We start from the raw sequence: 19222 nt of genomic DNA, 5'->3' as shown, positions 1-19222 counted from the left end.
ACTCGCTTGCGACTAGCTGTGTTTGCGACTAGCTGTATTAATCCTGCCTGCTATTAACGACTGGCCTATACGATGAGTAAGCAACTGATTTTAGCCCTCTCGAAGGGCCGTATCCTGGAAGAGACGCTGCCTTTGCTGGCCGATGCGGGCATTACGCCCGCAGAAGATTTAAGCAAAAGTCGAAAGCTGCTTTTTGACACCAACTTGCCCGACGTGAAGCTGGTGATTATCCGTGCCACCGATGTGCCCACTTACGTGCAGTTGGGTGCAGCGGATGTCGGCATTGCTGGTAAAGATGTGCTGCTCGAGCACGGTGCTGAAGGGCTTTATGAACCGCTGGATTTGGAAATTGCCCGCTGCAAATTAATGACGGCGGGCGTGACTGGCCAGCTGCCTGCGCGTGCCCGGCGCCGGGTAGCCACCAAATTCGTTAATGTGGCCCGTCGTTATTACGCCGAGCAGGGTATTCAGGCCGAAGTGATCAAGCTTTATGGCGCAATGGAGCTGGCACCTCTCATGAACCTAGCGGACGAAATTGTTGATATCGTTGATACCGGCAATACGCTGCGGGCAAATGGTATGGAGCCACGAGAGCTAATTGCGCATATCAGCACCCGGTTAGTGGTCAATAAAGCAGCCATGACCATGAAGCATGAACGCATAAAGCCGTTACTGGCCCGCCTAGATAGCGCGGTTAAAAAGCGTCAGGCCCAGCTTGTCGAAGGATAGAAGGTGACCCATGAGCGATCCCATTAGCGAACCCCGTAATGCCACTGTTTCACGCTTGTCCACAAGCGATGCAGATTTTCATGATCAGCTTGATGCGCTGTTAGATTGGGAAGGGGTATCTGACAAGGCGGTCCAGGCGCGCGTCGAAGAAATTCTTGCCAGTGTCAAATTGCGCGGCGACGCCGCCGTGATTGAGGCCACCAACCGCTTTGATCGTCTTGCCGTTGCCTCGATGAGCGAGCTTCGGCTGACGCCTGAGCAGCTTAAGCAGGCGTTTGATCACTTGCCTGCTGAGCAGCGTGAAGCGCTCTCTAGTGCCGCTGAGCGTATTAAGCGCTACCACGAGCGTCAAAAGCCCAGTTCCTGGCAGTATGAAGAGGCGGACGGTACGGTGCTGGGTCAGAAAGTCACGCCACTGGACCGCGCAGGTATTTACGTGCCCGGCGGTAAGGCGGCCTATCCTTCGTCGGTGCTGATGAACGCGATTCCTGCCCATGTGGCCGGTGTGCGTGAAATCGTCATGGTCGTACCTACGCCCGATGGCGTTCTCAATGAGCTGGTATTGGCCGCGGCTCACTTGGCTGGTGTCGATTATGTTTTCACCATTGGTGGTGCTCAGGCGGTTGCAGCCCTTGCTTATGGCACTGAGAGCGTACCCCGTGTCGACAAAATCGTGGGGCCCGGTAACATTTATGTGGCCACGGCTAAGCGTGCCGTGTTTGGGCAGGTGGGGATCGATATGATCGCTGGTCCTTCGGAAATAATGGTGGTTTCCGACGGGCAGACCGATCCCGACTGGTTGGCCATGGATCTTTTCTCCCAAGCCGAGCACGATGAGGATGCCCAGGCCATCCTGATCAGTTGGGACGCCGCCCATTTGGAAGCCGTTGCGGCCGCGATTGAGCGATTACTGCCTACCCTGGAGCGCGAAGCCATTGTACGGGAGTCGTTGCGTAGCCGTGGGGCGTTGATCCACTGCAGCGATGCACAAGAAGCAGTGACGTTGATTAATCGTATTGCCCCAGAGCATTTGGAGCTTTCGGTCGCTGCGCCAGAGACGTGGCTGGATGATATCCGCCATGCTGGGGCAATCTTTATGGGGCGTTATACCGCTGAAGCATTGGGCGATTACTGCGCAGGACCTAATCACGTGCTGCCTACCTCTGGCACGGCGCGCTTCTCGTCACCCCTGGGCGTTTATGATTTCCAGAAACGCTCGTCCATTATCCACTGTTCTGCCGACGGTGCTTCTGAGCTGGGTAAAATCGCTTCGGTACTGGCGCGGGGTGAATCTTTAACTGCCCATGCTCGCTCGGCTGAGTACCGTATTCGCGATTGATTGGTGCCACCTGCCGCTGCCCGCGCCGGCGCGCTCGCGCCTTATTGTGTGTCGCGTTGGCCGGGCATCTCTTCATTGATGGGAGTGGTGGGAAGCGGGCGCTCTCCCACTTCAAGCGTCATTTCCATGCGCTCGCCGCTACGTACGATGGTGAGCGGAAGAGAAGTGCCAGGCTGTATTGACGCAATTTCACTCATCGTCGAGCGAGCATCTAAAATGGGTTGTCCGTCGACGGAGAGGAGTACGTCACCCGGCTCTAGCCCGGCTTGCGCCGCCGGCCCTCCGCTGACAACACCGGCCACGATGACGCCTTGAGGTGTTTGTAGTCCAAAGGAGGCCGCAAGTTCGCGCGACAGCGCTTGTGCTTCAATGCCCAGCCAGCCACGAATCACTCGTCCCTGAGTGACCAGCTCATCTAAAATGCTATGAGCAAGATTGGCAGGAATCGCAAAACCTATCCCTTGCGATCCCCCTGAGCGTGAGAATATGGCGGTATTAATGCCTACCATGGCGCCGTCAGGGTTGACCAGCGCGCCGCCAGAATTACCTGGATTGATGGCGGCATCGGTCTGAATGAAGTCCTCATAGGCGTTAAGCCCCAGGTGGTTGCGCCCCGTAGCGCTAATAATACCCATGGTGACTGTCTGGCCCACGCCGAAGGGGTTGCCAATCGCAAGCGCGACATCGCCGACGGCAACGTCCGCCGAATCGGTCAATTCAATCACCGGTAAATCGTCAAGATTGATCCTCAACACCGCTAAATCACTTTCAGGGTCGGTGCCAATCACTTCTGCCAGTGTTTCGCGCCCATCGCGCAACGCCACCTGAATTTCGTCTGCCCCGTTGATCACATGATGATTGGTCAGTACGTAGCCATCTTCACTGACAATGACGCCGGAGCCTAAGCTGGAAAGCATCCGCTGATGCGTAGTGGCATCGTCGCCCCGGCTATCAAAAAATTGCTGAAAAAAGGGATCCGACATCAGCGGGTGCTGATCACGCTCCACAATGCGTGAAGAGTAAATGTTCACAACGGCCGGTGCGGCTTGTTCTACAGCTCTTGAATAGCTTACAGGGCCTTCGTCGCGGGAGAGTGGGGCCGCCTGATGTATTTCTGGAGCCGGGCGATTAGGATTAGGCTCCACCACTGCCGGGGCCGTAGAGATAACCGGGGCAGGGGGTTGAGAAGCCGTGGGCGGTAAGTCGCTAAAGGGATTGGGAAGCTGCTCGGGAAGTGCAAGCAATATCACTACAGCGAGCAGTACGCCAGTAATAACGGGCCAAAGGTAAGGCAGCACATAGCGGCGCATGTAATAAATTCCTTAACGGGTCAGCCTCGCTGTTCGCGATAAAAAGCAGCGAGTTTTACAATGGGCTAATGGTAACACTTTCTAAAGGCTTTTGAGGTCCATCGTGGTGGCGACGGATGTCCATTGAGTTCAGTTAAACCAACAAAGGGACGCTTTATGATTCATCGGGATCAATTAGTAGCCGCCTGCGATCATCAACTGCGTGCGGGTCAGTTTAAAGATTTTACTATCAACGGTTTGCAGGTGGCAGGAAGTGAGCAGGTTAAACGCGTGATGACCGGGGTGACTGCTTGTCAGGCCCTCTTGGATGAAGCCGTTGCGTGGCAGGCAGATATGGTGCTGGTGCACCATGGCTATTTCTGGAAAAACGAGCCCGTTGCGATTACCGGCATGAAGCAAAAACGGATTAAAACACTGCTGGATAATGATATTAGCTTGCTGGCGTACCACCTGCCGCTGGATGCGCATGCCGAGATGGGCAATAACGCTGAGCTGGCCAGAAGACTGGGATGGAAAGTAGAGGGTTGCCTGGATGGTGAGCTGGGGGAAGGGGTGTTGTGGTCGGGGCGTTTAGCCCAGCCGCTCTCGGTCAGCGCTTTAGGTGCGCAAATTGCGAATACGTTACAGCGCCAGCCATTGATCATTGAGGCACCCCAGGTAGGCGATATCGAGCGCGTTGCGTGGTGTACGGGTGGCGCGCAAGACATGATTACGGCAGCCTTCGAGTCGGGAGCGCAGGTGTTTGTGTCGGGTGAAATATCAGAACGAACCACGCATTTGGCGCGGGAAATGGGGATTCACTATATCGCTGCAGGACATCACGCCACTGAGCGTTATGGTGTTCAGGCGCTGGGAGAGTGGTTAAGCGATGAGTATGACGTTGAGCATCGCTTTGTCGATATTGATAACCCAGCCTAAAGAAATGGCCCCGTTATGCCATTGAGTAATGCGATGGCGGTGATCGGGGCCGGATGAGTCAGTGCTTGTCGAAGTCAATACTTATAGAAATCACTGCTGATCAATGTCAGTAGCGCGGTGGCTGAGGCGGCGTCGCTTGATGACTTTTCAAGCCAAAATCTTCTGACAGCGTACCGCCCTTACCATCAGCGTAGTCAAGCGGTGTCGCGAGGGGGGCCTTGTCATCCTGCGTTTGCTGGCCAGGCTTGGCAGCGATACCAGAAAGATCCAGATTGTGCTGAAGGGACGCATCGCGAATATCCCACTCTGCAGCATCCTCTTTCAGTTGAAGCTCTAGTTGGTTAGCCTCGTCGCGGATATTGCTTAGACGTTGGTAAATTCCGGTCAAATGGCTGCCCACGCTGTTTTTCATCTCAGCAATTTGATGTTCACGTTCAAGTAGCTTTTGACGCATGGAAGCAGCCTCACGCTGGCTTTTGCTGAACAGGCGATAACTGCCCAATCCAACGATTAAACCGACGATAAAACCGATAATGGCAAAGGTTAATGGTGAGCTTGCGTCCACAGTGTTCTCCCTGGCGCATTGAATATAACCGCAGACTGCATTAGCCAGCAGTTTTTGAATTAAACAGGCTGCCATTATAGGCGTCACTCAGCCGGTTGGGTCAATCCACTCATGCGCTTAGACGCCTCTACGGGTATAATCGCAGCCATCTTAGTGTTGCCAGTCGTTGCACTGGCGGCTGCTTTACATGCTGAGGGAGGCGATTGCATGTCATCAACATCGGCGGAGAGGGCAATGTCCAAAACACGCCCCGCATCGCCTATTGAGCGCTATCGCGCAGATTTAGAGCGTGAGGATTTTCAATATGATGCGGCACAAGAGCAAGCCGTTACGCATCTCCAGCGACTTTATGAGGAGCTAGTCGCTGCACCAACGACTGTGCCGAAAACGTTGGTCGCCCACAAAGGGTTGAAAGCCAAAATGGCAGGCTTGATGGGCAAAAAGTCATCCTCTGCTGACAAGCCCGTATTGCCTCAGGTGAAGGGGCTCTATTTTTGGGGTGGGGTTGGACGCGGGAAAACTTACTTAGTCGATACGTTCTACGAGTCGCTTCCTTTTCCAGACAAAATGCGTACGCACTTTCATCGCTTTATGCAGCGCGTCCATAACGAGTTGACGCATTACAAGGGGGAAAAGAACCCGCTCACACTTATTGCGAGTAAATTTGCGAATGAGGCGCGCGTGATTTGTTTTGACGAGTTTTTTGTCAAAGATATTACCGATGCGATGATACTGGCTAACCTACTTGAAGCCCTCTTCGAGCGGGGGGTGGTACTGGTGGCGACCTCCAATATTGTGCCTGATGATCTTTATAAAGACGGCTTACAGCGCGCACGCTTTCTGCCTGCCATCGAGCTTGTTAAGCGTCATTGCAGCGTGGTCAACGTCGACTCTGGTGTTGATTACCGGCTACGCGCACTTGAGCGGACGGCCATTTTTCACTCGCCACTTGATGAATTGGCAGAGCGTGAGCTTTCACGCAGCTTTCGGGAAATAGCGGGCCAAGAGGGTGAGACAGAGGCCTCGTTGGAAATTAACCACCGGATACTGAAAGCACGCCGTTTGCATGACGATGTTGCTTGGTTTGAGTTTGCCGAGCTATGCGATGGGCCACGCAGTCAAAATGACTATATTGAGTTGGCCCGAGAGTTCCATACCGTGCTGGTTTCCAATGTTATAAAAATGAATGCCAAGGAGGATGATCAGGCGCGACGGTTTATCAATATGGTGGACGAATTTTATGATCGTGGCGTAAAACTGCTGATGTCTTCGGAAGTGCGCATTGAGCAACTTTACAGTGATGGCAAGCTGACGTTTGAGTTCCAGCGTACCCTTTCTCGCTTGCAAGAAATGCAGTCAAGGGAGTATCTGGCACTGGCGCACAAACCTTAAAAATTGAGGTCGGCGCAGGACAAGTAAAAAAGTGACGAGACGGCTTAACTTGTCGCTATCCTTGCTGTAGAATGCCGCCTCGCTACATGTTGCTGGCGTTTGCTTGCAACCAAAAAGAATAGGGATGGTGCTTCGCCGTATAACGGTGTGAGTCACCCAATACATTTAATCTGGTGATTTTATCCATGAAGACGTTCAGTGCTAAGCCGCAGTCCGTCCAGCGCGACTGGTATGTTGTCGACGCTAAGGACAAAACGCTCGGTCGCCTGGCAACCGAGATTGCTCGTCGCCTGCGCGGCAAGCATAAGCCCGAATTTACCCCTCACGTTGATACTGGCGACTACATCGTCGTGATCAACGCAGAGAAAGTCCACGTAACCGGCAACAAGGCGAAGGCTAAAACCTACTACCGCCACACTGGTTACCCGGGCGGTCTGCGCTCTATGACATTCGACAAGATGCTTGATCATGCGCCCGAGCGCATCATTGAGTCTGCCGTTAAAGGCATGTTGCCGAAAGGTCCTTTGGGCCGCGCCATGTACACGAAGTTGAAAGTGTACGCCGGTGCCGAGCATCCGCATGCTGCCCAACAGCCGCTTGAACTAGACATCTGAGGAAATCTTCGCCATGACACAGCAGTATTACGGTACCGGGCGCCGCAAGACTTCCACCGCTCGCGTGTTTATGAAGCCAGGCTCTGGCAAAATTACTGTCAACAACCAAGACCTAGACCTTTACTTTGGTCGTGTTACCGGTCGTATGGTGGTTCGTCAGCCGCTTGAATTGACTGAAACGCTAAGCCAGTTTGATATTTTTGTCACTGTCGCTGGTGGTGGTGGTTCTTCTCAAGCAGGTGCTATTCGTCACGGTATTACCCGCGCCCTGATGAACTACAATGAAGATCTGCGTCCTTCGCTGCGTGCCGCTGGTTACGTAACGCGTGACGCACGTCAAGTAGAGCGTAAGAAAGTCGGCTTGCGCAAAGCACGTCGTCGTCCGCAGTTCTCTAAGCGTTAATTCTTTACGCTATGCTGCAAAACGCCCAGGTCATCGACCTGGGCGTTTTTTATTGGAATATCAAAAAATTATATTGCTCGTACCACTATGGTCACGGGCGGTTGTTCTTGTGCACAGCGCTTTGTTTTTTTACCATAGAGCGTATTTAATATTCGTCGCCGCAAGACGCCTTTGCGGCGGAACGGGTAAGCTGATGGGAGAAACCTGAAATGGCAGATAACGGCGTAAACAAAGGCCGACGCCGTTTCCTCGTAGGCGCCACCTCCGTTGTAGGGGCGGTAGGTGCTGTCGGGGTTGCGGTCCCCTTTGTGGCTTCTTGGCAGCCTAGTGCCAGGGCAAGAGCGGCGGGTGCTCCCGTTCAAGCAGATATATCGAGGCTTGAGCCTGGGCAGCGTATGACTGTTGAATGGCGCGGTCGTCCTATATGGATTATCAACCGTACCCCGGAGATGATCGAGCGTACAGAGTCATTAGGTGATGACCAGTTGGCTGACCCCAATTCGGAAGTGCCGCAGCAACCTGCCTATATCGAAGGTGAGCTACGCTCTATCAAGCCCGAAATAGGCGTCCTGATCGGTATTTGTACCCATTTGGGGTGTTCTCCGCTTTTCAGGCCTGAGCCCGACGCTGAAGGCGTGGGCGTTGAAAACTGGCCTGGTGGTTTCTTCTGTCCTTGCCATGGTTCTCGGTTTGATCTGGCCGGCCGTGTATTTAGCAACGTGCCTGCCCCGATTAATCTCGAGGTTCCACCCTATCGCTTTGAGAATGATGATGTCATTGTCATTGGCGAAGATGAGGAGAGTGCCTAATGGGTAATCCGAATAGAGCCAAGGCGGAAAAGGGCATTATGCGGTGGGTGGATGATCGCTTTCCTGCGACCCAGATGTGGCAGGAGCACCTCTCCAAATATTATGCGCCGAAGAACTTCAACTTTTGGTATTTCTTTGGCTCACTAGCGCTACTGGCGCTGGTTAACCAAATCCTGACCGGGGTTTGGCTGACCATGAGCTTTAATCCCTCAGCGGAAGGTGCGTTCGATTCTGTCGAATACATCATGCGAGACGTAGAGTGGGGCTGGCTGATTCGCTATATGCACACCACCGGCGCCTCAGCTTTCTTTCTCGTCGTTTATCTGCATATGTTTCGTGGCCTTTTATACGGCTCGTACAAAGCCCCGCGCGAGTTGGTGTGGGTTTTCGGTATGACCATTTATCTGGTGCTAATGGCAGAAGCCTTCATGGGCTATCTGTTGCCTTGGGGACAGATGTCCTATTGGGGCGCCCAGGTCATCATTTCGCTGTTCTCTGCTATTCCCGCTATCGGCCCTGACTTAGCGCAGTGGGTGCGGGGTGACTTCCTGATTTCAGGTATTACCCTCAACCGCTTCTTTGCGCTGCACGTCGTGGCCCTGCCTATCGTTATTTTGGCACTCGTGGTGCTGCATATCATTGCCCTGCATGAAGTGGGTTCTAACAACCCAGACGGTATTGATATCAAACAGAAAAAAGATGAAGCCGGGGTTCCGTTGGATGGCATTCCTTTCCATCCTTATTACACGGTTAAAGATCTTGTTGGCGTCGCAGTATTCCTGTTTGTGTTCTGTGTGGTGGTGTTCTATTTCCCTGAGGGTGGCGGCTACTTTATTGAGAAGCCTAACTTTGATCCGGCGAATCCGCTGCAAACGCCTGATCACATCGCACCCGTTTGGTACATGACGCCGTTCTACGCCATTCTCCGTGCGATTACTTTCTCGGTGTTTGGCTTAGATGCTAAATTCCTGGGGGTTATCTTCATGGGGGCGGCAATCGCAATACTGTTTGTGTTGCCGTGGCTAGATCGCAGTCCTGTACGCTCAATGCGCTACAAAGGCTGGATCTCGAAAGTCATGCTGCTGCTGTTTGCCATCAGCTTCGTTATTCTCGGTGTTTTAGGTGTATTGCCATCAACAGCAGGGCGAACCATTCTGGCGCAAACATGCACCGTGATTTATTTTGCCTTCTTTGTCTTGATGCCGTTCTACACCAAGCTGGAGAAGACTAAACCCGTTCCGGAAAGGGTGACTGGCTAATGAAAAAGTATCTATTTGGACTCCTTTTCGCTTTAGTGCCAGTAACCGCGATGGCTGCAGGTGGCGCAAGCGTGCCGCATTCAATGGATCCTGATCTGCATGATAAGGCCTCGCTGCAAAATGGCATGAAGCTCTATGTCAATTACTGCATGGGCTGTCATTCGCTTCAGTACCAGCGCTTTTCTCGTGCGGCTGAGGACTTGAACATTCCGGAGGATCTGGTTGAGGAAAATCTGATTTTCTCACCAGATTTGGCCTACAACGACCAAATGCATAACGCGATGGACAGTGGTGATGCGGAGGGTTGGTTTGGTGCGCCGCCGCCCGACCTGTCGCTGAAGACACGGGTGCGCGGCACCGACTGGATTTACTCTTATCTGCTCGGTTTTTATAAAGATCCGAGCCGCCCGACCGGCGTTAACAACACGGTATTCGACTTGGTAGCAATGCCTAACGTGTTGGAACCGCTGCAGGGGGTGCAAGAGTTGGTATGTGCTGAAACGGATCATCCGGTAGAGGGGCAAGAGCCGGATGCGCTGTCAGGCAAATATCAGTCATGTGACGTGCTGCAAGTGACGGAGCCTGGTGAGCTTGAGCCAGCTGAATTTGAGGAAGCGATGTATGATCTTACTAACTTCCTGGCTTATGTAGGCGAGCCCTCTAAGCTTCAGGCCCAGGCGCTGGCGCCTAAAGTGCTGATCTTTATTTTCATCTTTGGTGTGATTGCTTACCTGCTCAAGCGTGAGTACTGGCGAGATATCCACTAATTAGTTGTAGCTGATCGTCAGTAAGGCGCACGGCGTAAGCCGTGCGCTTTTTGCTTGTTAGCCTAGCAATAAAGCAAAGCAAGCTAGCTTCCCCTAAGGGTGTGCTGGCGTGTTATTATCCAAGATTGTTTTGAAGTGAGGATGCTTTCATGGGTGTTGTGGCCAAGCGGTCGTCGATGATCTTTTACTCGGGTAGTGATGATCATTTCAGTCATCGTGTGCGCATTGTGCTGGCCGAGAAAGGGGTCGCCGTTGATATCGTCGATGTTCTCGATGAAAAACCACCAGAAGAACTGGCAGACCTCAATCCGTACAACAGTGTGCCGACGCTGTTAGATCGTGACTTGGTGCTTTATGAGTCCAAAGTCATGATGGAGTATCTGGATGAGCGTTTCCCTCATCCTCCACTGCTGCCTGTTTACCCGGTAGCGCGTGCGCAAAGTCGTCTATGGATGCATCGCATCGAGCGTGAATGGTGCCCGATGGTGGATCAGATTCGTAGCGGCGGGAAAAAAGAAGCAGATAAAGCGCGTAAAGAATTGCGTGAAAGCTTAATTGGTATCTCACCAATTTTTGAAGACATGCCTTATTTTATGAGCGAAGAGTTTACGCTGGTCGATTGCTGCTTAGCACCTGTATTGTGGCGTTTACCGGAGCTTAATATTGAACTGCCTGAAAAGCAGGTTAAGCCGTTGCTGGCATATATGTCGCGTGTATTTGAGCGTGAAGCGTTTAAGGCATCTTTAAGTGAGCGTGAAAAAGAGATGCGCGCTTGAACTCATTCGGTTCCCTTTAGCGTGTTAGCGGCAGGGAGCCTTACTTGTAAGGAGGAGGGAGTCTAGATGAAATCGAGTCGCCCCTATCTCGCCCGAGCGCTCTATGAGTGGTTGCTGGATAATGAGCTAACGCCTTATTTAGTGGTGGATGCTACCTTGCCAGGCGTGGAAGTGCCCCGCCAGTTCGTTCAGAACGGACAGATCGTGTTGAACGTGGCGCCGACTGCCGTGCGTGATCTATTTATGGAGAACCAGGCGATAGGCTTCAATGCTCGTTTTGGCGGGCAACCTATGCAGGTGATGATACCTACACCTGCTTTGATTGCGATCTATGCACGCGAAAACGGTGCAGGCATGGTCTTTGGCCATGAGCCTGAACTGGGTGAAGGCGCTGAATCGTTTGGGGATATTGAGGAAGACGAAAAAGCCTCAAGCAAGCCTGAGCTTTCGATCACCGAGCCGGTGAGCGAAGAGGCGGGTACGCACTCTTCCAGCGAAGCGTCAGAAGATGAAAGCCAAGCTAAAGGCAAAGAAAAGAAGAAGCCTACGCTGCGGGTAGTGAAGTAATACCCATCGTAAGCTGTTGCGGTATTGATAAAAAAGCCTCGCTTAAATCAAGCGAGGCTTTTTTTATGCATCGAGTAGTTATGCATCGAGCCGTGGCAAGACGACGGAGTTAGTCGATGTAATCAAACACCTTAACGATGCGCTGAACGCCGCCAACGGCTGAGGCGGCATTGACGATCCTGTCAGCCTCTTCACGGGTAACGCGTCCCATCAAATACACGCTGGCATTTTCGGTGGTGACTTTGATTTTAGAGGAGTCGATGCGGTCATTGGTTGCCAAGTGGCTAACGACGTTGGTAGTCAGCCATGTGTCGGTTAGGCGTTGGCTTGCGGGTAAGCGAGCAGCGATGATGAGTTCGTTATGCACTTCGTTGACGCCACGTAAGCTGCTGGTCACATCGCCTGCCATCGTGCGGAGTTCTTCGCTAGGCACTTGTCCCACCAATAGTACAACGCCATCAAACGCATGGGTACGAATACGCGCATCGCCCAGTCGTGCGTCGGCACGCTCGAGTGCGTCGTCGACTTCACGCTCTATGGTGGCATCAATGGCTTCAACGTCATCACTACGCTGAGCGTAATTCGATTGATTGGAAGCCGAGTTGTTGGCGCAGCCGCTGATAAAAAGAACCGCGCACAGCGCAGCAGTAATAAAACCACGAGAGGGTAGGCGTTGGGTCATCGGTATGACTCCTTAGTGCTCAGTAGCAGTGGAAAGTTAGAGAAAGCCATCGTTCTTGTTAGCGCTTGGGCCAGGACAGCTGGGCTTTAAGTGCTGCCAAACAGCTGTTCGTCGATAAGATCACATAAGCAGTGAATTACCAAAAGATGCACCTCTTGAATGCGTGCCGTTGACGTGGCTGGCACGCGAATTTCGCAATCGTCTTGACCAAGCAGGGAGGCCATGTCGCCGCCATCGCGGCCCGTTAGGGCCACAACCGTCATGTCGCGATCATGTGCTGCTTGAATAGCCTGCACAATATTGCCTGAGTTGCCGCTTGTCGAGATGGCCAAAAGCACATCGCCCGGCTGACCAAGGGCGCGGATCTGCTTTGAAAACACTTCGTTATAGCTATAGTCATTAGCAATTGAGGTGAGTGTAGAGGTATCCGTCGTCAGGGCTAATGCAGGTAGGCTTGGGCGTTCACGTTCAAAGCGGTTGAGCAATTCAGAGGAGAAGTGCTGGCTGTCTCCCGCGCTGCCGCCATTGCCGCAGGTAAGTATTTTTCCTTCGCTAACAAGGCACTGCACCATCATTTGGCTTGCCACTTCGATAAAGGGTGGAAGCACCTCGCTAGCATACGTTTTGGTATCGATGCTGTCGTTGAAGTGGCCAAGTATACGAGATTGAAAGTCCATCAGGGCTTCCTGGTTATAGAGTCAAAAGGCATCAAAAGCAGCTTTCGCCCAGTGATAGTCAAGGTCGGGCGGCTTGCCGATGATTCCAAGGATATCAAACCGGCATGGCGATGAAAGCCCGCCGCGGGCGATATATAGCTTGGCCGCACGCACTAATCGCTGCTGCTTCTGATAGGTAATCGTTTCCAGTGGATGTCCATAGCGGGCGGTCGTGCGATGTTTGACTTCGACAAAGACCAGAATATCGCCATCTCGCATGATCAAGTCAAGCTCACCGCCTTTCACGTAATGGTTCTGCGTGACTAGCGTGAGCCCTTGCTGGCACAGCCATTGAGCGGCAATCTGCTCAATGGCTGTGCCGCGGGCACGAGCGGTATGCGCGTTATTCGCCACTTTCATCTAAGCTAGGGATTAAAATAGGCGAGGGGACACCATTTTGGAATTTGGCCCAAGGCAGCTCACGATGAATACGGCCATCGTCGCTTAAGTAAAGCCGTCCGGTACTGCCGTTTAAGCCATTCATTGCGTCAAGATTAGAGAAGCGAACGGCCAGCTCGTAAGCATCAACACCCATTGCCATTAGGCGAAACATCGACGCATCTGACTCGTCCCGCAGGCTCTGGTAAGTCGAAGCAAAGGGAAGGGCTTCTTCGCCACCGACCGCAGCATCAGGGATTTGCCAGGGGATATCGATAAACATCACGTCGTTCAGATCCTGATCAAGGCGCGTTTGCAAACGACCTTCATGCAGATGAGACGTGGCATAGATCGGTAGGTTGGGTGCGTAATAGTAATCCATGGTGGGGGGAACTTGGCGGGCATACTCCGGTAATGCCAGCAGGAAGAGGGCGTCAATATTGTTTAGGCGGGCGCGCTCTCCGCTGACATTAAGCGCAGTTTGAACCGCGTTGGAAACTGAATTGTTAGGGTTATAACGCACGGCATTAGTGACTTCGCCGCCTTGGCTATGCCACTCATTCCAAAAGGCTTCGCCAACACGACGGCCCCAATCGTTATCAGGCACCATCATCGACATCTGCCGATGACCATCCTGCCAAGCGCGTCGCGCGGCTTGGCGCGCTTCATCTTCAGCAGAGAGGCCGTACTGAAATAACCGCTGCGCTTGATTGTTGTCGCCACTGCCGTAGTTGAGCGCTAGAGTTGGCAAGGGAACGCTGTCGCGCTGTTCTAGTTGGGTGACTTGGTCTTTGTCTAACGGGCCAATAACGAGCTGTGCATTCATCTGTTGAGCGCGATCATAAAGCTCATCAAGCGAGTAACGTGATGCGTCGAGAAAACTAAGTTCCACATTCCCGCCTTGGACATCATGATGCTGGCGCATGGCGGTGGCGATGGTATTTGCGACACTGCTAAGCGGGCCAGACTCAGGCAGTGCCACCACGATGCGGCGTATATCCTGCCCTTCAAGCTCTGGCAGCGCGACTGTCACTGCACCCGGCTGATCAAGCGCTTCACGCGCCCAACGCTGACGCTCTTCAAGAGTTTGCTGTTGGTTCGCCTGCATGGGTAATTCATCGTCAAGGACTTGTGCTGCGCGGAGAACGGCTCGCGGTTCACCAAGGGCGCGAGCAAGTTCTGAAAAAAGTAGCGCCCAGCGCACGCGGTCGGCGTCTGATAAAAGCCCTTCGTCAATGCTATCTGCCGTTTCAAACGCTCTGTCGCGATCACCCTGCTTAGCTAAAATATTGGCCGCTTCTAGACGCGTTTTGGCAGCCTGTTCTGGCGCTTGCTGTTCCGCTTGGTTGAGTAACTGGCCTGGGTCTTCAGCAGGCACGCGGTCTACCACGCTAGGCGACTGCATCGCACAGCCCGCAACGAGAAATGCCACAAGGGCTGCGGCGAGTAAGCCACGTAATGACTGTTTCATGTATCCTTCCTTAAGTTTCCATTTGCGCTGTCGCTGCTCGCCAGCGTTTGCCGAGGCTACGGCATAAGCATAGCGCACCGGTAGAGCAAGCCATCAACGAATCGAGAGTCCTCAACGAATTGAGAGGCATTAACGAATTGAAAGTCATCAACGAATTGAAAGTCATCAACGAATTGAGAGTCAACAATGCCAGACCATAACCCGGGTACATTGTACGTGGTTGCTACGCCAATTGGGAATTTGGACGACTTAACGGCGCGCGCCATCCGCGTGTTGGGCCAAGTGACCCGGATTGCAGCAGAAGATACACGCCATAGTGGGCGTCTGCTAACGCATTTAGGGCTCAATAAACCCATGCTCTCCTTGCACGAACACAATGAAGCGCGCCGGGTCGAGACGTTGGATGGTTATCTTGCCGCAGGCGAAGATATTGCCTTGATCAGTGATGCAGGAACCCCGCTAATCAGTGATCCCGGTTTTGTGCTGGTGCGCGAACTACGCGCACGTAATCGCCATATTGTACCTATTCCCGGCCCCTGCGCGCTGATCACCGCGCTTTCAGGCGCGGGGCTGCCGACAGATCGCTTTGTGTTTGCCGGTTTTCTGCCGGCCAAACCAGGGGCGCGGCGCCAAGCATTGGAGGGCTGGAAAAGCCGCGAAGAGACGCTGGTATTTTATGAATCTCCCCACCGTATCGTGCATACCCTTGAAGCATTGCAGGCGCAAATGGCGGATCGCGATGTGGTTTTAGCGCGTGAGCTAACGAAAACCTTCGAGACGTTTTTACACGGCACTCCAGCATCGTTACTGGAACAACTGACTGCCGACCCTAACCAAGCCCGCGGCGAATTCGTGGTCATTGTTGCTGGTGCCCCTCCGGTTGAGCAGAGTGAGTATCAGGACATTTCGGCCGATGCGCTACTGGCCGCCTTATTGGAAGAGGGAGTCGGCGTGAAGCAGGGAGCTTCGATTGCGGCGCGAATACTCGGTGGGCGTAAGCAAGTTTGGTACGCTCGTTTGCAAGCAATCAAAGGCGAGCATTGAGGCTAGTCGAGGGCGCTGGTATGCTTGCCGCCGGAGTTGGCCAGACAGTCGCCGCTAATGCCCCTCAAAAGGCATTGGGGGAGGAAAGTCCGGGCTCCATAGGGCAGAGTGCCAGGTAACGCCTGGGCGGTGCGAGCCGACGGAAAGTGCAGCAGAGAGTAGACCGCCTAAGCCCCTGAAATAAATCACTGGGGCCGGTAAGGGTGAAAGGGTGCGGTAAGAGCGCACCGCGCGCCTGGTAACAGTGCGTGGCATGGTAAACCCCACTCGGAGCAAGACCAAATAGGGACCCAATGGCGTGGCCCGCGCTGGGTCCGGGTAGGTTGCTTGAGCGCTGTGGTAACGCAGCGCCTAGAGGAATGGCTGTCCACGACAGAACCCGGCTTATCGGCCGACTCCCCCATATCCATATTAGGGCGTGCCTGCACGCCCTTCATTACTTTGTCTCTAACATCTTGTGTGAGAAAAAAATGCCTTCTCCTGACGCTGAACAGGTTGCTTCCCGCTTTCAACATACCAGCGTACTACTGGAGGGTGCTGTTGATGCCTTGGTTCACGATGGCCAGGGTATTTATTTAGACGGTACTTTTGGTAGAGGGGGCCACTCACGGGTAATTCTTGACCGCCTTAGTGAGCAGGGCCAGCTTCTCGCCATGGATCGCGATCCGCAAGCGATTGCCGCTGCCGCTGAAATTAACGATCCACGTTTTCAAATTACCCAGCGTGAATTTGCCCAGCTTGGCGAGTTTGCCCGTGAGCAAGGCGTATTCGGAAAGCTCTCAGGCATATTGCTGGATGTCGGCGTTTCCTCTCCTCAGCTTGATGATCCCGAACGTGGTTTCAGCTTCATGCGGGATGGCCCGCTGGATATGCGCATGGATCCTACGCAGGGACAAAGTGTGGCTGATTTCCTGGCCCGGGCCAGTGAAGCGGATATCGCCTATGTGTTCAAAACCTACGGTGAAGAGCGCTATGCCAAGCGGTTAGCACGGGCGGTAGTGACTCGCCGAAGCGAGAAGCCGTTTACGCATACGGTGGATTTAGCCGAGGTGCTGAAAGTTGCCCACCCGGCGTGGGAAAAGGGCCGCCACCCGGCGACCAAGGCGTTTCAGGGGCTGCGCATCTTCGTTAATAGCGAGCTTGAACAGTTAGATAGCGCACTCGAAGCCGCGCTTGAGGCGTTGGCTCCTGGTGGTCACTTGGTGGTGATCAGTTTTCATTCATTGGAAGATCGTCGGGTGAAGCGCTTTATTCGTCATCATGTTCGTGGTGATACTGATCTTCCTCGCGGCGTGCCCATTCGTGACGATCAATTGAATCGGCGGCTTGAGGCAATAGGCAAAGGGGTGCGGCCAAGCGAAGAAGAAGTGGATGCGAATCCTCGTGCACGAAGCGCCGTCATGCGGGCTGCACGCAAACGGATGTAAATGAAATCATGAGCATGGATCGGATTGAGCAGTGGGCAACCACGCTACGCACCGAATGGCCTTTCAAGCTACGTCTGCGCCCCTGGCCGGTAGCTATGATGCTGCTGTTTTTACTTTGTATCGGCTCTGGTTTAGCCGTTGTTATTACGACGCACATGACGCGGGTTCAATTTGCGCAACTGCAACAGCTAGAGCAAGAAGAGAACCAGCTACAAACGGAGTGGGGGCAGCTTCTGCTTGAAGAGGGGGCGTGGTCAACGCCTGCCCGTGTCGAGCAAATTGCCACTGAACGCTTGGGTATGCGGATTCCCGATGTTCATGACGTCGAGGTGATACGTCCATGAGAAGTCAGCGTCGCGGCGGTACCTCTCGTCAGGCCCCGATTGCCCCTCCTCTTGGAGGTGGCCGTTTCGTGTTTATTTTATTAGCGATTGGTTTGGCCTCCGCTATATTGATTGGCCGTATCACACTGCTTCAGGTCATCGACCGTCCTTTTCTGCAAAGTCAGGGAGATGCACGTACCCTTCGCCATGAAGCAATCCCGGCGCACCGTGGCATGATCACTGACCGTAACGGTGAGCCGCTCGCTATTTCTACTCCGGTAGTTACCCTCTGGGCCAATCCTCAGGAGCTGCCCGAGGATGCCATCCAGCGCGTGATGCTAGCCCAGGCGTTAGGCATGACACTGGATGACTTCGAGTCTCGCGTGGCACGCTTCAGCGAGCATGAGTTTATGTATCTCCGCCGTCAAATGACGCCTGCCGCCGCCCAGCAGATACTCAATCTCCGCACTCCTGGTGTTTATCCCCAGCGTGAATACAAACGTTACTATCCTGCTGGTGAAGTGGCCGCGCAATTGCTAGGGGTCACCAACGTTGATGATATTGGTCAAGAGGGCCTAGAGCTCTCCTATCAGTCCTATTTGGCCGGTCACCCTGGGCAGCGGCGAGTGATCAAAGACCGGCGCGGACGTTTGGTGCGCGAGCTTGGCGTGATCAACGAAGCCCAGCCGGGTGGCGAGCTTACCTTGGCTATCGACCAGCGTATTCAGTATATGGCGTACCGTGAGTTGCGGGCGGCAGTGGCCGAGAATGAGGCTGACGGGGGCGTGCTGGTGATGATGGATGCACGCACAGGAGAAGTGTTGGCAATGGCTAACCTACCTTCTTATAACCCCAATAACCGAGCCGGGCTGGATCCTCGCGGGCTGCGCAACCAGGCGTTAGTAGATGTCTTCGAACCCGGTTCAGTGATGAAGCCGCTAGCCATGGCCGCCGTATTGGAGAGTGGCGTAGTGGATCGTGACGCGGTGGTGGATACATCGCCCGGTTGGATGCGGCTGGATCAATTCACTATCCGCGACTTCCGTAATTATGGCGAACTCGATCTACCCGGTATTTTGGAAAAATCATCGAATGTGGGCATGTCGCGTTTAGCATTACAGTTAAGCGATACGGCCATTTGGGAAAAGTACAATCAATTAGGGTTGGGGCAGGCGCTTGGCACCGGTTTTCCCGGCGAATCGACGGGTAGCCTGCCAGCTCCTGTTCGCTGGTCACGCAGTGAACGGGCGACACTCTCTTATGGTTATGGCCTGTCCGTGTCAGCAGTGCAGTTGGCGAGTGCTTACACGGCGCTAGCCAATGATGGCGTGCGTTTACCGCCCTCGCTGCTACGCCTCTCTGAGCCGCCACAAGGCATTCCAGCGATAGAACCCACGGTAGCTAATGACCTGCTTAATATCTTGGAGACCTCGGTAGCCGCTTACACCGGTGGCCGGCGTGCCCGCGTTGAAGGGTATCGCGTGGGGGGGAAAACGGGCACGGTGCGTAAAATAGGTCAACAAGGTTATACCACCGATGCTTACCGTAGTGTTTTTGCCGGAATTGCGCCCATTTCTAACCCGCGTATCGTCACGGTCGTTATGATTGATCATCCCAAAGCCGGTGAGTTTTATGGGGGGGCTGTTGCCGCCCCGGTTTTTTCCAGCGTAACCGGTAACGCTTTGCGCTTGTTGGACGTTCCGCCGGACCACGATGAAGAGTAGTTTTTCTAA

21 protein-coding genes and 1 other RNA gene are annotated in these 19222 nt (G+C 53.7%); 16 read left to right on the top strand and 6 right to left on the bottom strand.

Annotated features, from left to right (window positions below):
• Positions 1 to 72: 72 nt before the first annotated feature.
• Together hisG and hisD are read left to right on the top strand one after the other, a co-directional pair.
• Positions 73 to 729 (top strand): ATP phosphoribosyltransferase, encoded by a 657-nt coding sequence (hisG, locus tag ACUN8H_RS00380; RefSeq protein ID WP_445530230.1) that lies wholly within the window; start codon positions 73 to 75, stop codon positions 727 to 729.
• Positions 730 to 739: 10 nt separating this feature from the next.
• Positions 740 to 2068 (top strand): histidinol dehydrogenase, encoded by a 1329-nt coding sequence (gene hisD, locus ACUN8H_RS00375; protein WP_445530229.1) that lies wholly within the window; start codon positions 740 to 742, stop codon positions 2066 to 2068.
• A gap of 41 nt (positions 2069 to 2109) precedes the next feature.
• Here hisD and ACUN8H_RS00370 read toward each other — a convergent pair whose 3' ends face one another.
• The gene (locus ACUN8H_RS00370; RefSeq protein WP_445530228.1) at positions 2110 to 3378 is read right to left on the bottom strand and encodes a Do family serine endopeptidase; all 1269 of its coding nucleotides are present in this window, start codon (positions 3376 to 3378) and stop codon (positions 2110 to 2112) included.
• A gap of 156 nt (positions 3379 to 3534) precedes the next feature.
• Here ACUN8H_RS00370 and ACUN8H_RS00365 point away from each other — a divergent pair, with 156 nt between their 5' ends.
• A complete protein-coding gene (locus tag ACUN8H_RS00365) occupies positions 3535 to 4296 on the top strand; it encodes a Nif3-like dinuclear metal center hexameric protein (RefSeq protein WP_445530227.1) in 762 nt (253 codons plus the stop codon).
• A gap of 106 nt (positions 4297 to 4402) precedes the next feature.
• Here the strand turns inward: ACUN8H_RS00365 and ACUN8H_RS00360 are convergent, their stop codons facing one another.
• Positions 4403 to 4861 carry a ZapG family protein gene (locus ACUN8H_RS00360; protein ID WP_445530226.1) on the bottom strand — a complete coding sequence of 153 codons (459 nt, stop codon included), beginning with the start codon at positions 4859 to 4861 and terminating at the stop codon, positions 4403 to 4405.
• Positions 4862 to 5068: 207 nt separating this feature from the next.
• Here ACUN8H_RS00360 and zapE point away from each other — a divergent pair, with 207 nt between their 5' ends.
• The 8 genes from zapE (at position 5069) to ACUN8H_RS00320 (ending at position 11448) form a co-directional block, all read left to right on the top strand.
• Positions 5069 to 6253: a cell division protein ZapE gene (gene zapE / locus ACUN8H_RS00355; RefSeq protein ID WP_445530225.1), complete on the top strand. Its 1185-nt coding sequence runs from the start codon at positions 5069 to 5071 to the stop codon at positions 6251 to 6253.
• A gap of 185 nt (positions 6254 to 6438) precedes the next feature.
• Positions 6439 to 6867 carry a 50S ribosomal protein L13 gene (gene rplM, locus ACUN8H_RS00350; RefSeq protein WP_008958668.1) on the top strand — a complete coding sequence of 143 codons (429 nt, stop codon included), beginning with the start codon at positions 6439 to 6441 and terminating at the stop codon, positions 6865 to 6867.
• Positions 6868 to 6880: 13 nt separating this feature from the next.
• Positions 6881 to 7270 (top strand): 30S ribosomal protein S9, encoded by a 390-nt coding sequence (gene rpsI, locus ACUN8H_RS00345; RefSeq protein WP_008958669.1) that lies wholly within the window; start codon positions 6881 to 6883, stop codon positions 7268 to 7270.
• A gap of 209 nt (positions 7271 to 7479) precedes the next feature.
• Positions 7480 to 8079, top strand: a complete 600-nt coding sequence (gene petA / locus ACUN8H_RS00340; protein ID WP_445530224.1) for a ubiquinol-cytochrome c reductase iron-sulfur subunit — start codon at positions 7480 to 7482, stop codon at positions 8077 to 8079.
• Entirely contained in the window at positions 8079 to 9338 is a 1260-nt protein-coding gene (locus ACUN8H_RS00335) for a cytochrome b (protein ID WP_445530223.1), read from the top strand. Before petA ends, ACUN8H_RS00335 begins: the two co-directional genes overlap by 1 nt.
• Positions 9338 to 10105, top strand: coding sequence for a cytochrome c1 (locus ACUN8H_RS00330; protein WP_445530222.1), 768 nt, complete (start codon positions 9338 to 9340; stop codon positions 10103 to 10105). Before ACUN8H_RS00335 ends, ACUN8H_RS00330 begins: the two co-directional genes overlap by 1 nt.
• 149 nt (positions 10106 to 10254) lie before the next feature.
• Positions 10255 to 10881: a stringent starvation protein SspA gene (gene sspA / locus ACUN8H_RS00325; protein ID WP_113268167.1), complete on the top strand. Its 627-nt coding sequence runs from the start codon at positions 10255 to 10257 to the stop codon at positions 10879 to 10881.
• Between the two features lie 66 nt (positions 10882 to 10947).
• Positions 10948 to 11448, top strand: coding sequence for a ClpXP protease specificity-enhancing factor (locus tag ACUN8H_RS00320; RefSeq protein WP_445530221.1), 501 nt, complete (start codon positions 10948 to 10950; stop codon positions 11446 to 11448).
• A gap of 109 nt (positions 11449 to 11557) precedes the next feature.
• Here ACUN8H_RS00320 and ACUN8H_RS00315 read toward each other — a convergent pair whose 3' ends face one another.
• The 4 genes from ACUN8H_RS00315 to ACUN8H_RS00300 form a co-directional block, all read right to left on the bottom strand.
• Positions 11558 to 12130: a BON domain-containing protein gene (locus ACUN8H_RS00315; RefSeq protein ID WP_445530220.1), complete on the bottom strand. Its 573-nt coding sequence runs from the start codon at positions 12128 to 12130 to the stop codon at positions 11558 to 11560.
• Positions 12131 to 12216: 86 nt separating this feature from the next.
• Positions 12217 to 12807 carry a phosphoheptose isomerase gene (locus ACUN8H_RS00310; RefSeq protein ID WP_445530219.1) on the bottom strand — a complete coding sequence of 197 codons (591 nt, stop codon included), beginning with the start codon at positions 12805 to 12807 and terminating at the stop codon, positions 12217 to 12219.
• 21 nt (positions 12808 to 12828) lie between these two features.
• Positions 12829 to 13200 carry a YraN family protein gene (locus tag ACUN8H_RS00305; protein ID WP_445530218.1) on the bottom strand — a complete coding sequence of 124 codons (372 nt, stop codon included), beginning with the start codon at positions 13198 to 13200 and terminating at the stop codon, positions 12829 to 12831.
• Positions 13190 to 14695 (bottom strand): penicillin-binding protein activator, encoded by a 1506-nt coding sequence (locus tag ACUN8H_RS00300; protein WP_445530217.1) that lies wholly within the window; start codon positions 14693 to 14695, stop codon positions 13190 to 13192. Before ACUN8H_RS00300 ends, ACUN8H_RS00305 begins: the two co-directional genes overlap by 11 nt.
• Positions 14696 to 14881: 186 nt before the next feature.
• Between ACUN8H_RS00300 and rsmI the strand changes: the two genes are divergently transcribed.
• The 5 genes from rsmI to ACUN8H_RS00275 all read left to right on the top strand — a co-directional run bounded on the left by rsmI (position 14882) and on the right by ACUN8H_RS00275 (position 19213).
• The gene (gene rsmI, locus ACUN8H_RS00295; RefSeq protein ID WP_445530216.1) at positions 14882 to 15739 is read left to right on the top strand and encodes a 16S rRNA (cytidine(1402)-2'-O)-methyltransferase; all 858 of its coding nucleotides are present in this window, start codon (positions 14882 to 14884) and stop codon (positions 15737 to 15739) included.
• Positions 15740 to 15771: 32 nt separating this feature from the next.
• Positions 15772 to 16142: RNase P RNA component class A (rnpB, locus tag ACUN8H_RS00290), an RNA gene on the top strand.
• Between the two features lie 67 nt (positions 16143 to 16209).
• On the top strand, positions 16210 to 17166 hold the full coding sequence (rsmH, locus tag ACUN8H_RS00285; protein WP_445530215.1) for a 16S rRNA (cytosine(1402)-N(4))-methyltransferase RsmH: 957 nt from the start codon (positions 16210 to 16212) through the stop codon (positions 17164 to 17166).
• Positions 17167 to 17174: 8 nt separating this feature from the next.
• Complete coding sequence (ftsL, locus tag ACUN8H_RS00280) at positions 17175 to 17510, top strand: cell division protein FtsL (protein ID WP_445530214.1); 336 nt, start codon at positions 17175 to 17177, stop codon at positions 17508 to 17510.
• Positions 17507 to 19213, top strand: coding sequence for a peptidoglycan D,D-transpeptidase FtsI family protein (locus ACUN8H_RS00275; RefSeq protein WP_445530213.1), 1707 nt, complete (start codon positions 17507 to 17509; stop codon positions 19211 to 19213). Before ftsL ends, ACUN8H_RS00275 begins: the two co-directional genes overlap by 4 nt.
• The last annotated feature ends 9 nt before the right edge of the window (positions 19214 to 19222 follow it).

The sequence above is a fragment of the Vreelandella sp. V005 genome, from assembly GCF_052645115.1.
The sequence above is the reverse complement of the archived record's forward strand: the minus strand, read 5'-3'. Positions and strand labels throughout refer to the sequence as shown.

Coding starts and splice junctions, on each gene's coding strand:
- hisG (WP_445530230.1), top strand. CDS start 73: ATGAGTAAGCAACTGATTTTAGCCCTCTCGAAGGGCCGTATCCTGGAA.
- hisD (WP_445530229.1), top strand. CDS start 740: ATGAGCGATCCCATTAGCGAACCCCGTAATGCCACTGTTTCACGCTTG.
- ACUN8H_RS00370 (WP_445530228.1), bottom strand. CDS start 3,378: ATGCGCCGCTATGTGCTGCCTTACCTTTGGCCCGTTATTACTGGCGTA.
- ACUN8H_RS00365 (WP_445530227.1), top strand. CDS start 3,535: ATGATTCATCGGGATCAATTAGTAGCCGCCTGCGATCATCAACTGCGT.
- zapE (WP_445530225.1), top strand. CDS start 5,069: ATGTCATCAACATCGGCGGAGAGGGCAATGTCCAAAACACGCCCCGCA.
- rplM (WP_008958668.1), top strand. CDS start 6,439: ATGAAGACGTTCAGTGCTAAGCCGCAGTCCGTCCAGCGCGACTGGTAT.
- rpsI (WP_008958669.1), top strand. CDS start 6,881: ATGACACAGCAGTATTACGGTACCGGGCGCCGCAAGACTTCCACCGCT.
- petA (WP_445530224.1), top strand. CDS start 7,480: ATGGCAGATAACGGCGTAAACAAAGGCCGACGCCGTTTCCTCGTAGGC.
- ACUN8H_RS00335 (WP_445530223.1), top strand. CDS start 8,079: ATGGGTAATCCGAATAGAGCCAAGGCGGAAAAGGGCATTATGCGGTGG.
- ACUN8H_RS00330 (WP_445530222.1), top strand. CDS start 9,338: ATGAAAAAGTATCTATTTGGACTCCTTTTCGCTTTAGTGCCAGTAACC.
- sspA (WP_113268167.1), top strand. CDS start 10,255: ATGGGTGTTGTGGCCAAGCGGTCGTCGATGATCTTTTACTCGGGTAGT.
- ACUN8H_RS00320 (WP_445530221.1), top strand. CDS start 10,948: ATGAAATCGAGTCGCCCCTATCTCGCCCGAGCGCTCTATGAGTGGTTG.
- ACUN8H_RS00315 (WP_445530220.1), bottom strand. CDS start 12,130: ATGACCCAACGCCTACCCTCTCGTGGTTTTATTACTGCTGCGCTGTGC.
- ACUN8H_RS00310 (WP_445530219.1), bottom strand. CDS start 12,807: ATGGACTTTCAATCTCGTATACTTGGCCACTTCAACGACAGCATCGAT.
- ACUN8H_RS00300 (WP_445530217.1), bottom strand. CDS start 14,695: ATGAAACAGTCATTACGTGGCTTACTCGCCGCAGCCCTTGTGGCATTT.
- rsmI (WP_445530216.1), top strand. CDS start 14,882: ATGCCAGACCATAACCCGGGTACATTGTACGTGGTTGCTACGCCAATT.
- rsmH (WP_445530215.1), top strand. CDS start 16,210: ATGCCTTCTCCTGACGCTGAACAGGTTGCTTCCCGCTTTCAACATACC.
- ftsL (WP_445530214.1), top strand. CDS start 17,175: ATGAGCATGGATCGGATTGAGCAGTGGGCAACCACGCTACGCACCGAA.
- ACUN8H_RS00275 (WP_445530213.1), top strand. CDS start 17,507: ATGAGAAGTCAGCGTCGCGGCGGTACCTCTCGTCAGGCCCCGATTGCC.